The 12,219-nt window shown below is 55.5% G+C and carries 11 protein-coding genes; 3 read left to right on the top strand and 8 right to left on the bottom strand.

Annotated elements, in window-relative coordinates; all coding sequences use genetic code 11:
* Nucleotides 1–15: 15 nt before the first annotated feature.
* On the bottom strand, nucleotides 16–1,911 hold the full coding sequence (locus CPJ18_RS05860; protein ID WP_103657403.1) for an ABC transporter ATP-binding protein/permease: 1,896 nt from the start codon (nucleotides 1,909–1,911) through the stop codon (nucleotides 16–18).
* Nucleotides 1,912–2,613: 702 nt separating this feature from the next.
* On the opposite strand from CPJ18_RS05860, the gene CPJ18_RS05870 reads away from it, so the two are divergent.
* Nucleotides 2,614–2,760 carry a DUF1127 domain-containing protein gene (locus CPJ18_RS05870; RefSeq protein ID WP_077107390.1) on the top strand — a complete coding sequence of 49 codons (147 nt, stop codon included), beginning with the start codon at nucleotides 2,614–2,616 and terminating at the stop codon, nucleotides 2,758–2,760.
* Nucleotides 2,761–3,412: 652 nt separating this feature from the next.
* On the opposite strand, the gene CPJ18_RS05880 is transcribed toward CPJ18_RS05870, so the two are convergent.
* The 6 genes from CPJ18_RS05880 to CPJ18_RS05905 form a co-directional block, all read right to left on the bottom strand.
* The gene (locus tag CPJ18_RS05880; RefSeq protein ID WP_103657405.1) at nucleotides 3,413–4,495 is read right to left on the bottom strand and encodes an ABC transporter ATP-binding protein; all 1,083 of its coding nucleotides are present in this window, start codon (nucleotides 4,493–4,495) and stop codon (nucleotides 3,413–3,415) included.
* Nucleotides 4,496–4,515: 20 nt separating this feature from the next.
* Nucleotides 4,516–5,259, bottom strand: a complete 744-nt coding sequence (locus CPJ18_RS05885) for a ribonuclease activity regulator RraA (RefSeq protein WP_103657406.1) — start codon at nucleotides 5,257–5,259, stop codon at nucleotides 4,516–4,518.
* 69 nt (nucleotides 5,260–5,328) lie between these two features.
* Nucleotides 5,329–6,612 carry an ABC transporter substrate-binding protein gene (locus CPJ18_RS05890; RefSeq protein WP_103657407.1) on the bottom strand — a complete coding sequence of 428 codons (1,284 nt, stop codon included), beginning with the start codon at nucleotides 6,610–6,612 and terminating at the stop codon, nucleotides 5,329–5,331.
* A 29-nt stretch (nucleotides 6,613–6,641) separates the two neighbouring features.
* Entirely contained in the window at nucleotides 6,642–7,484 is an 843-nt protein-coding gene (locus CPJ18_RS05895) for a carbohydrate ABC transporter permease (protein WP_103657408.1), read from the bottom strand.
* A 4-nt stretch (nucleotides 7,485–7,488) separates the two neighbouring features.
* Nucleotides 7,489–8,421 carry a carbohydrate ABC transporter permease gene (locus tag CPJ18_RS05900; RefSeq protein WP_103657409.1) on the bottom strand — a complete coding sequence of 311 codons (933 nt, stop codon included), beginning with the start codon at nucleotides 8,419–8,421 and terminating at the stop codon, nucleotides 7,489–7,491.
* A 5-nt stretch (nucleotides 8,422–8,426) separates the two neighbouring features.
* Entirely contained in the window at nucleotides 8,427–9,404 is a 978-nt protein-coding gene (locus CPJ18_RS05905) for a mannonate dehydratase (RefSeq protein WP_077107396.1), read from the bottom strand.
* Between the two features lie 124 nt (nucleotides 9,405–9,528).
* Between CPJ18_RS05905 and CPJ18_RS05910 the strand changes: the two genes are divergently transcribed.
* Nucleotides 9,529–10,290, top strand: coding sequence for an IclR family transcriptional regulator (locus CPJ18_RS05910; protein WP_077107397.1), 762 nt, complete (start codon nucleotides 9,529–9,531; stop codon nucleotides 10,288–10,290).
* Between the two features lie 103 nt (nucleotides 10,291–10,393).
* Here CPJ18_RS05910 and CPJ18_RS05915 read toward each other — a convergent pair whose 3' ends face one another.
* A complete protein-coding gene (locus CPJ18_RS05915) occupies nucleotides 10,394–11,338 on the bottom strand; it encodes a LysR family transcriptional regulator (RefSeq protein ID WP_077107398.1) in 945 nt (314 codons plus the stop codon).
* Between the two features lie 106 nt (nucleotides 11,339–11,444).
* On the opposite strand from CPJ18_RS05915, the gene CPJ18_RS05920 reads away from it, so the two are divergent.
* On the top strand, nucleotides 11,445–12,215 hold the full coding sequence (locus tag CPJ18_RS05920; RefSeq protein ID WP_103657410.1) for an SDR family NAD(P)-dependent oxidoreductase: 771 nt from the start codon (nucleotides 11,445–11,447) through the stop codon (nucleotides 12,213–12,215).
* Nucleotides 12,216–12,219: the final 4 nt, after the last annotated feature.

The raw sequence follows: 12,219 nt of genomic DNA on the forward strand, positions 1-12,219 counted from the left end.
GGCACGTTCGGCATGTCATTGCGATCTCCCTGAATTCTTGCGGGAGCGTCCGCGTTTTATCAGCCGTGACAGGGTATTGCCTTTTCGATTTTTCTGCATCAAACCGACATCGCTAACGAGTTTGGCGCCGCCTTCTCGTTTTTCCAACGTAATCTTTCTGGTGTGAAAAGCTTCGAGTTCTACACGGTGCGCCACGCTTAATACGGTCGCGTCGGGCAACTCTTCAATGAGCATTCCCATGATTTTGTCTTGCGTTTTTTCATCGAGCGCGGAAGTCGCTTCATCCAAAACGATAATATTCGGCTTATGGAGCAGAAGCCGTGCAAAGGCGAGACGCTGCTTCTCACCACCTGACAAGGTGTGATCCCATGGTGCGTCCTCTTCGATCTTTTCGTTGAGCTGGCCTAAACCAACCTTTTCCAGCGCAGCGTGGATTTCCTGTTCCGTCCAGCTGTCGGCAGGGCGGGGATAGGACACGGCACGGCGGAGTGTCCCGGTCGGAATGTAAGGTTTTTGCGGCAGCATGAACAATTGATGTTCGGGATGAAAATTGACACTGCCACCTCCCCATGGCCACAATCCAGCAATGGCGCGCACCAGAGTGCTTTTGCCAGAACCAGACTCTCCAGCAACCAAAACTCGCTCACCCGGCTCGATCTGAACCTCTGTCTCCTTCACGACCGCAGTTCCATCGCCAAGCGAGACCGAGAGATCGTTAAGGCTGAGCATCGTGGCACCCGTCGTTTCGCCGCGTTTGATCCGCCCTACGTCTTCGCTCTTCTCCGCATGTTCAAGCCCGTCCAGCGACGTCATCAACGATGCCACACGTCGTGCGCAGGCGTTCCAGTCTGCAAGACGCGGGTAATTATCAACTAGCCATCCAAATGCTCCCTGAACGATTGTAAAGGCGGACGCGGCCTGCATGACTTGACCCAAGGACATGCTTCCATCCAGGAATTTGGGAGCGCAGAGCAGGACTGGCACGACTGGGGCAATCAACATCGAACTGTGAGATACCAATGTGGTGCGCATATATTGGTTCGAAAGCAATCTCCATTGCTTTCGGACATTGGCGAACCTGCGATCGAGGTCTTCGCGCTCCTCTTCTTCACCACCAAGCAAGGCGATGCTTTCGCCGTTTTCGCGGACGCGTGTCAGCGTATATCGAAACTCGGCTTCCACCTGGTTTTTGGTCTCGGAAACGCGTACGAAATTCCGCCCGATGAAGGCAATCGAGCTCGACGTAATGGTCGCGTATATGACGGCGGCGATGACGAGAAACCCTGGGATCGTTACGACCGTTCCGGCAATCGGCAGGGTCAGTGCACCGCCGATCGTCCAAAGTACGACGATGAATGTCGAGGCAGAAACGAATGCAGAAATCACACCTGCTGTAAAATCAACGGGTGCTTCCGTGGCAATCCGCATATCCTCTGAAATACGGGCTTCCGGGTTTTGGTGGTCGCCCTTGATCAGGTTCAGCTGGTAATACCGGCCGTTATCGAGCCAACGCCCGATCAGGCCTTTCGTAAGCCATGTGCGCCAACGCCGCTGAATCCTCATGCGCACATAGACCTGTGCGGTAACCAGTGCCACGCTACCCAGAACCAAGGGCGGGAAAAGAGAACCGAGGTAATAAACATCGGCTGCGTTGCGCTGTTCGATCGCGTCGAACAGGCCCCTGTTCCAAACGTTGATGCCGTATTGGAAGCCTACATTGATGCCAATCATGATGAGAAGACCCAGTGAGGCTGCCCAGGCGAAGACATCTCCACCACGACCCCAAAATCCTCTCGCACTGATCCAGAAACGTTTCAGAAGAAAGGCTTTGCGTGCGTCTTCAACATCTTCAGGGGTGAGCTCATTTTTGCCACTAGAAACCGCGGACGATGGCGCGAGCCCAGAATCCATGTCTACTCCCAATCATTTGTATGTCGAGCCTATCGGCTACGATGTCTGCGGTGTTCCGATAGCCGATCGATAGGATGGGCCAGCTGAACTTGTAATCTGTTCTGGTGGCTATACGAATGGAATGGTGTTTTGGTTTCCTCTCAGAAGCATCAGAAATACGGAATCATTCCATGGTCATAACGACACAGCTGGATAAGTCATCCGAGAGAAGTCTTAAAAACTCATGCAGGCGCAAAAGTGCACCATGAGGTCGTCGTCTTTGGCAGCATCGGCTAGAAATCCCACAGCCGTACGAACCGGGAGAGCAGATTGCAACAGGACGCTTAAACGACGTTGATCGGTCATCGAGCCGTTGGAAAGTCATGCATGAACTGGATCAGATATCCTGTTTCAATGTCCTCCTTAGGCAACAATATATGAGAGGACGGCAAGCCCACCGCCCGCAAGTCCAGTGCCTTCCCGCGTAGCACGGCAACTTTTTGAAAGACGTCACCCGCGTCTCCGGGCAGTCTGTCGAATAGCTTAGGACTCCTCGCTTCCTTCAGCTTATCTTTGATCGGACCCATGTTTTGAGCGCATAGCCGACTTGAGACCTTGTGTCTTATCGACGGGCGGCCAAGGGGCTATATTCCAATCATCGAAACGACGTTGGAGCCAGAGCAAGGTTGCTGGCGTCAAGAGACCTCACGAAAGGGATCAATCATGAACGTAGCACGCTCCTTCAACAACTGGCGCAAGTACCGTCAGACCGTTACCGAACTCGGCCGCATGAGCTCGCGCGAACTGCACGACCTCGGTATCAATCGCGCCGACATCCACAGCGTTGCTCGCCAGTCGGTCGCTCGCTAATCAACTGACCCAAGCTGTCTTGAATGACATTACGCCCGCCGACGACGCGGGCGTTTTTGTGTGTGGTCGCCACTAGGCACTGTGCTGGAGATCGCTCTCATCAGAAACAAGGCGTGCGTTTTTCGCATAACTGTGCTGCAGTAAAGTCTATTTAATGTGCTGCGAAAATAGGTATCTTGGTTTTCATTGAAGCGTTGCACATCCTCCCGCATAGCTTCAAGTTCAGACGGCCCAATCCTCCTCCCAAGGGATGTCTGTGGTAACAGCGGCACTCCTCCTCCCAGTCGCTGTTCGGTTATTTTCTGAAAGCCTGCCGCACCCCCTCCCGCGGCAGGCTTTTTCGTTTTGCATACTTGCTGATCGGAGCTCGGAAGCTAGCTGCGGTTTTCGTCCGCTTTCCTCAGTGTTAAGGGGCGACAGGGTGATGCCTATGTGCCGAGCCGGCTGTCTGAACGGGGTCACCGAGGCGAGTAGGGTCACTGCAATCTTCAGGATTATGTCGATGTCTGAGTTCGACCGTGGCGGATCTGCCACTTCCTGCAAAACGCCGTCTAAAGGTTTGATGACTGGCACGGTAAGGAGCTATTCGATGAAAGAGACGCGTTCGCAGTTTCAGCGTCTCAGGGAAGCAGCATTTGATCGGTTAATTCACTCACATCCTTAGACCATCGCTTCCGAAGAAATGCAGGTTTGCGTTATCGAACGTCAGCATGATCTCATCTCCCTTTCGAGGAGATGAGACGCCGGGCAGTTTCGCTGCGACAGATGCCGAGCCACCGACATCGAGATAAACGATGGTGACTTCGCCCAGCTTTTCGCTGTGGACGACCTTGCCCCTAATTCTCGCAGTCTCTGCGGTCGCGGGATAAAGATGTTCGGCCCGGATACCGGCGCTAATATCCGAATTGTCTGCAATAGATACCAGGTCCCTACGGTCCGTTACATCGATGATATTGCCCGAGATGGCTATTTCAGCACGACCGTCTTTCTTCTGTAGCTTTGCCGTAACGATATTCATCTCCGGCGAACCGATGAAACGTGCAACAAAAAGGTTGTGTGGCTTATCGTAGAGCTGCATCGGCGAACCAATCTGCTCAATCCGGCCAGCATTGAACACGACGATCCGGTCTGCCAGCGTCATGGCCTCGACCTGATCGTGGGTGACGTAGATCATCGTTGTATCCGGCATCGCTTCGTGCAGGTTGGCAATTTCCATACGTGTCGCCACCCGCAAGGCCGCATCCAGGTTCGACAGGGGTTCGTCGAACAGGAATACTTCCGGATCACGTGTGACGGCACGACCGATAGCCACGCGCTGGCGCTGGCCACCCGAAAGGTTCTTCGGGCGGCGGTCCAAATAGGGCATGAGTTGCAACATCTCAGCAGCGCGGCGGACGCGTGTGTCGATTTCGGCTTTTGCCATGCCGCTGACCTTCAAGCCGAAGGCCATGTTGTCGTAAACCGACATGTGCGGATATAGCGCGTAGGACTGGAAAACCATGGCGATGCCACGTTCGCCAGGCGGAACATCGTTGACGACAGTGTCGCCGATCTTCAACGTTCCAGATGTGATTTCTTCAAGACCTGCAATGATGCGCAGCATCGTGGATTTACCGCAGCCAGAGGGCCCGACGAATACGACGAACTCCCCTTTGGCGATGTCGAGATCTACGCCGTGAAGCACCGAAACGGCACCAAACGACTTTTTGATCTGCTGTAACGAAATTCCAGACATGATTTTCCTCCCGTTACTCTTTACAGACCCGTGGCGGACTGAGCCGCGCGCCACTCTTCGTATTCGGCGCGTACTTCGTCCTTGAGGGGGTAATATTTGCGCAGATCGCCACCCTGCGAGAGGCGAAGGCGAGAGAAGTCTTCCCACTCCGCATGTTCGCTCGCGATCTTCAGCGCCTGCTCGGCAAATTTTATGGGCACGACAATCGCGCCATCATCATCCGCAACAATGATATCGCCTGGCATGACGAGCGTACCGCCGCAGGCGATGGGAACGTTTACGGCGTGTGGAAACAGACTTGTCTGCGTATGGAAATTGGGGGTGGAGCCACGGGTCCACATCGGCAGGCCAATGTCGCGCGCCCTACGGGTGTCGCGAATACAGCCATCCACAATGACGCCAGCACCACCGCGGCCCTGCAGATAGGTGATCATCATTTCCCCGAAAACGCCGCTGCGCATATCGCCCCGCGCATCGACCACCACGACATCGCCTTCTTCGACCTGGTATAGAACCTGCCGGTGCATCTGCGCTTCTGGGTTGCCGTACTCATCGACGTCATAAACGTCTTCGCGCTTGGGAAGAAACTGCAAGGTCAGCGCAGGACCGGCAATCGTCTTGCCGGGAGAAACGGAAACAGGTCCGCAAATATGCGCATCTCGAATGCCGATTTTACTCATTTCACCGCTCAGCGTCGCAGTGCCGACTTCGGCAAGCGCCCGGATCAGGTCTTTGGAAGGGCGGACAATTGTCGGTATCTTCATGGGAGATCCTGCATCTTTAAAGAGGGTTGGGAGCCGGGCAGGGACATATCTCTGCCCGACGATCAGTGACTACTTCTTTGCAGAAGCCAGCTTTTCGACTTCGGCCTGCGCCCAGGCTGCGGCATCCTGCGGAGACTTGCCGTCAACGATCATCTGCTGCACGGATGAGGAGAGGATCTTGGCGGTATAGACCTGCGATGCGAGCGGGGTCGGGGCACCCTTGAAGCCGATTGTTAGGCCATCTGTTGCAAGCTTGTCGAAGTTTGCGAAGGATGGATTGTCCTTGAAGAGCGGCATGGACTTTGCCAGTGCCGGGAAGATCGGATACCAGCGGCCACCGGTGGTCTGGATCAGCTTCTCGTAGTTCTCAGACTGGAAGAAATACTGGATCCATTCCTTGGCAAGCGCTTCCTGCTTCGTCTGGCTGCTGACCAGCCAGGAGAAAGAGCCGAGAAGCGTTGCGGACCGTCCCTTTTCGCCCGGGCCCTTCGGAATGTTGATCAGAACCGAGTTTTCGAGCAGCTTCTTGTCGTTTTCGACCATCCAGGAATAGACGCTTGGCGGGTTCATGATGAATGCGGCGCGCCCTGTCTGGTAGGCCGTGTTGTTGCCGCCGTCGTCCCATGTCACGACGTTACGGGGAATAGTACCTTCCTCATACATGTCCTTGATGAATTGGTATGCGGCCACCGTTTCGGGAGAATTCCATGTCACGCTTTTGCTGTCTTCGGAGAACATCGCGCCACCAAACGACCAGAACAGCATGCGAAGCTGCGATTCAGCATCGTTTGCATTGGAAAGTGGAATACCAAGACCGACATATTGTGGGTTTTTCTTGATGATAGCCTGGCTGACCTTGCGCAGGTCTTCCCAGGTTTCGGGAACCGGCAAGCCGGTTTCCCCGATCAGGTCCTTGCGTGCGAACATCGGCACAAGGTCGATTTCAATCGGAACGGAGTGCGCGTGACCCTCATAGATGGCCTGCGGAACCATGCTTTCATAAACCCCGCCGTCACGGGCGCGCATGGATGCGAGAATATCATCGACAGGCTTGGTCAAACCGCTTTGCGCATAATATTGCGAATTCTGGCCGAGTTGCATGAAGGCGTCTGGTGCAGCTTTGCCTTCGAAGGCAGAGGCCAGACGTTCGGTCAGGACGTTTGCGGGAACGACGACATATTGGACGTCGATGCCCTTTGCTTTACCGAAGTCTTTCGCCATCTGGCCCATCAGCGCGTCGGCGTCCTTGTTGAAGGCTTGCAGGCCCCAAACCGTGAGATCTGCTGCATTGGCTGCCGTAGCGGCGCATAGCGCTAGTACGGACGCCATCAATGTCGTCTTAAATTTTATCATGTCATGTCCTCCTCAGGTTGATAAAAGTCTCAGCCTTTGACACTTCCCGCTGCCAGTCCTTCGACGATGTAGCGTTGGGCACCAAGGTAGATGATGAGTATGGGGATGATCGCCAGAACCGAGCTCGCCATGAGCTGGCCCCAAATGAAAGTGTCGCCCATAACCAGCCCGGAGAGGCCGGCCGTAAAGGTTTTCGCTTGATCCGAATAAACATAGACCAGCGCAAACAGGAACTCGTTCCAGGCATGCGTGAAGGCAAAGAGCGCAACCACGGCAAGGCCCGGTGTGGCGATTGGCAACACCACACGGATCAGCGTCTGAAGACGAGTTGCGCCATCCATCTGCGCAGCCTCGTCCAACTCCATCGGGATCGTGTGGAAGTAGCCGATCATCATCCATGTGCAGAACGGCACGGTGAATGTCAGATAAGCGACGATCAGGCCAAGGCGCGTATCGATGAGGCCGAGGTTCTGCAACACCAGAAACAGCGGAATGAACAGAAGCGATGGTGGCAACAGATAGGCAGCGACGATGAGACGAGCGGCGTTGACGCGACCCTTGAACCTCATGCGGGCAATCGGATAGGCGGTCAAAGCGCCAAGGCATACTGAAATCATAGTCACCCCAACGGCAACCACAAAACTATTGAAGAGATAGCGAAGAAACGGTGAGCCGAACAAGGCTTCGCGATAGTTCTCGAGCGTCGGCTCATGCGGGAACAGCGTTGGTGGCAGCGCGTAGATTTCTCGCGGGATTTTGAACGAGGTAACGACGACCCAATAGACCGGAGCGAGTGACCAGAACAGGGCGATCAGGATGCCGATTGCGGTCACAATATTGCGAATGAGCTTGGTTCTTTTTCTCTCCACCATGGTCTTATTCTCCGTCCCGGTTGAGCATGCGTTTGGTCAGCAGAAAGATCAGGATGACAAACACCGGCACGACCGACACGATGACTGCCGAACCGAGGCCGAGCTGGCTCTGGGCTATGGCGAAGTCGTAGGCCAGTGTCGGCATGATGTGCGTGCGCCCCGCCGGACCGCCACCCGTCAGCACGAAGACCATTTCGAAGGAATTGAATGTCCAGATCGTGGACAGCATAACGGTGACGGCCATGACACCGCGCATCTGAGGTAACGTGACAGAGAAGAAGCGACGAACGATGCCCGCGCCATCGATTGCGGCGGCCTCGTTGAGATCGGACGGAATAGAAGCCAGTGCGGCCACGAACATCATCGTAAAGAACGGCAGACCCTGCCAAACCATTGCGATGGCAACAGCAAAGAGAGCGACGGAGGGGTCGGACAACCAGTAGACCGGCTTGTCAGACAGCCCCAGCAGAAAGACGAGATATTGAAGAACGCCGCTCTGTTCGTCGAAAATCCATTTCCAAGAGAGACTGGCGATCATGCCGGGCACGGCCCACGGTAGAAATGCGAGCGCCCGGATCACGCCGCGCATGGGCATAGGCTGGGACAACAGCACCGCAAATGTCAGACCGAGAACGAGCTTAACAGCGACCGTACCGATGGTGAGCACCAGAGAATTCCAGGCCGCGAGCCTGAATTGTGGGTCGGCGAACAGTTTTGCAAAATTCTGCAGGCCGACAAAAACACCTGGCTGTGCAACGGCACGGCTGGTGAATGCCGTGGAGATGCCGTCAATCAGCGGATAGGCGACGAAAGCTGCGAAAATTGCAGCGGCAGGCGCAAGGAAGAGATACGCCACCAGCCAATCCGGTTTGTGGCGAGGTTTGCGCGAAGGCAGTGGCGGGCTGGAAAAGCCTGCTGGAACCGATGACGTAGCCATGGTGATTACCTCGCGTTTGCTGCTTCGGCTTCCGCCGCCTGCATCAGTCCGCGCATGTAGCCGACCGCGTAAATGCGCCCCAGACCTTCATAACCGGGGTTGGCGTTCGGCTCTCCCCACATGACAGGAGCGTGGTCTGGCCGCATGACGCCCTTAAAGCCAATGTCGCGATAGGCTTTGATAGTGGCGTACATGTCTGTCTTGCCCTGACCGTGGAAAGCCTCGGTCATGTGCTCGGCATCGCCTTCAATGTCACGGAAATGCACGAAGTGAATGCGGCCATCACGCCCGAGTTGGCGGATCGTGGCTGGGACATCAGCGTTCATGGCTGCAAAATTCGCCTGGCAGAACGTAATGCCGTTGGCGGGACTGTCGGATAGCGAGAGCAAACGCTCGAAAGCATCGATGCTGCGCATGATGCGGCCAACGCCGAGGAGAGGCGACAGTGGCGGGTCGTCGGGATGCATCGCAAGTTTTACGCCCGCCTTTTCGGCAATCGGTGTGACAATTTTTATGAAGTTTTCGAGCGTACCCCATAGATGGTCTTCGGTGACGCTAACCGCGCCTTGCGCGCGCTGATCCTTCTGGAGGATGGAGTGGTCGTAGCTCGTTGTCAGCGCTCCGCCAGGCAGGCGCGTCGTGGATGAGGTACGCATCCAACCGTAGTTTGCCATCCAACTGTAGCAGAAGACCTCGATGCCCAACGCACCCATGTTTTCGATGACGCGGATGACGCGCTCCAACTCCAACTCACCCTCAGGTAGGCCCAGCTTGATGTTGTTCATTGGAACCCAGCCTTCAACAACGCCGATCTTGAAGCCGAAATCCTGATACGACTGCTGAACACGCGCCAGAGTGGGGAGCTCCCAGATCGGAACCTCTGTGGTCACATCACGAATGGTAACGCCGTCAAGAACGCCCATTTCACGACCGTAATGCCATTTGGAGTTGACCTCCGGCTCGAGGCACATCGCGATTCTCATAACTTTTCCTCCCAACCAGCTTTTTTTGCTGGACATGTCATAAAGGTTCATATATGAACTAATATGTTTCTTATTTGAACATTAGCCTGAAATTTGTTCATCCGTCAAGACACAGGGACGCCGCATGCCGAACAGCAATCCAACAATTGAACGAATGATGCAGATTTTTGAGGTTATCGAGAGCACCGGCGATGCCGTTTCACAGGCAGCACTTGTGGAAAGGACAGGGCTCGCGCGTTCCACGGTTTATCGATTGCTGAACTCATTGATCGAGTGCGACATGTTGCGCGAGGTTTCGGCTGGGCGCTTTGCATTTGGTGGCAGACTTCTGCAGCTTGCTGAAAAAGTGACGCCGGGCTCCGACTTCATTTCGCGGTTGCGGTTCCTGCAACCCACGCTCGACAAACTTGCGCTCGACATCGGCCAGACATGCAAGATTTCGGTGCTGGAGAGAGGCGCAATCATGGTGGTTGCTGGTGCCAGTGCACGCACGCCACATGCAATGAGTTACAGCATAGGCGAATATTTGCCTCTTCATGCCGGTGGCGCGAGTAAAGTGCTAATGGCTTACCTAGAAACTGAGCTACGTCAGCGCCTTTTGGGTAGCAACAGGCCATCGCTCACCGAGCGGACCATTGTCGACATGGATGAGTTCGAGCGTGAGATGCGTCTTGTTCAGGAACGAGAGTGGGCCGAAGATCCGGGCGAATATAGCCTAAGCGTATGCTCTTACGCAGCGCCGATCCGTGGCAAAGGTGCCGAAGTGATTGCGGCCCTGAGTGTTCCATTCATGTCGGGGACAAGCGAAGTTGACAGAGCGGCAATTCTCAATGGGACCATCGCTGGTGCCCGCAAGCTTTCAGATGAATATGGTCGTTTCACCTGAATGATGCTCAGTACGCTGCTGGCAATCGTCAAATGTGCGACAACACGACTAATGGGTACGCGATCAGTGCCGATTTCTTGCCTTGCCGCGCCATCGCTGATGTTCATGGGGTAGCCATAGCGCCTCTCTCGTCGAACAATCTGGTGAGACCGTTCTGCTGGCGAATGATGTTGACCAAGGATCGTAGGCCCGGGTGGCCGTGGCGGCGGCTGTCATAATAAACATGGAATGGTTCACCCGGAGAGGCATGGTCAGGTAAGACCACCTTCAAGGTTCCGTCTCTGATCTCGTCCGCAATCCGCGCCTCCAACACATATGCCAATCCAACGTCAGCCTTTGCCACCGCTATGGTGGTGGCCGTGTCATTGATGGTGACAGAACCGGGCAATCGCAACCTTACGGTCTCGGTACCGTCCGACAACTCCCATTTGAATGCGGCGTTATCGCCAAGAAGGAGTTGCAGACAGGTATGTTGAGCCAGTTCGTCGATTGTGTTCGGAGTGCCTCGTGCCTGCAAATAAGCAGGTGACGCCGCGATCACCCAACGCTGCGGGCCGGTGAGCGGCAACGCAACCATGTCTTCCGGTACCGTGTCGCCGTAGCGGAAGCCTGCGTCATATCCCTCAGCGACAATATCGATCGGACGATCTTCCACGACAACCGTTATTCTGACATCCGGACACTGCCGTGCGAACTCGGGCAGCGCAGGCGCGATCAGCAGATGGGCAGCATCGGCAAATGCGTTGAGGCGAAGCTCGCCGAACCTGGCAGCACCGGGTGCTCTTAGCGAGTGCAGTGCCGCGCCAATAACATCGAAGCCTTCGGCGAGATGGGATGCGAGTTCAACACCAAGGTCCGTTGGTGCTACGGCCCGGCTTGTGCGGTTCAACAGCTTTGCCCCGAGCCGACTTTCCAGACGCCGCATCGCGTGACTGGCTGCCGACGGCGTCATACCAAGCTCGATTGCCGCAGATTTGAAGCTCTGCCTCCTCACGATGGTCGTAAAAAGTCTCAAATCTGCCAGATCGATCCGCTCAAAAAAATCCATGATGCCTGTCTTTCATCGATAGAATGAATGGATTTCATCATAAATCATGCGGCGAGATGCGTGGCAATTGCTATGACATGTCGGGAGAATTCGTGGAGGAAGTAACATGTTCGATGGCTTTGTGTTCGGTGATCTAAAGGGCAAGCGTGTCCTCGTAACAGGAGGTTCGACTGGAATCGGTGCGGCGGCCGTATCGGCCTTTGCCGCGCAAGGTGCTCGCGTCGCCATTCATTTCAACGAAAGCCGCGAAGCGGCCGCCATGCTGCAGGGGCAGCATTCCGAAAATACGGTGCTCGTTCAGGGAGACCTTGGTGCCCCAGGTATGGGCGCAAAGGTCGTAGACGAGGCATCACGTCTTCTCGGAGGGCTCGATGGCATCATCAACAATGCGGGCGGAATGTTGGGGAGAGTTCCGACCACAGAAGCCACTTCCGAGCATTTCGACCGCGTTTTGGAGCTGAATGCAAAGTCACTCTGGGAGGCAAGCGTCGCGGCTCATCGCCATCTCGTTGCATCCGGGGGTGGGTTCATCATCAACACCACGTCGATCGCGGCCCGAAACGGCGGCGGCGGTGGTGCCGTTCTTTATGCAGCAGCCAAGGCTTTCGTCAGCAGTCTGACCCGAGGACAGGCCAAGGAATTCATCAAGGACAGGATCCGGGTCAATGCGGTCGCCCCTGGCCTGATCCAGACACCATTTCACGACCGGTATACATCGGCGGAAATCATGGCCGCACAGAGAACCACCATTCCCATGGGACGGGAGGGGACGCCGGAGGAGTGCGTCGGCGCGTTCCTTTTCCTCGCCTCAGAGGCAATGTCCGGGTACATCACCGGGCAGGTCATCGAGGTCAACGGCGGACAATTGATGCCATAAGGAG

The sequence above is a fragment of the Agrobacterium rosae genome, assembly GCF_002915175.1.
Classification (GTDB): Bacteria; Pseudomonadota; Alphaproteobacteria; order Rhizobiales; family Rhizobiaceae; genus Agrobacterium; species Agrobacterium rosae.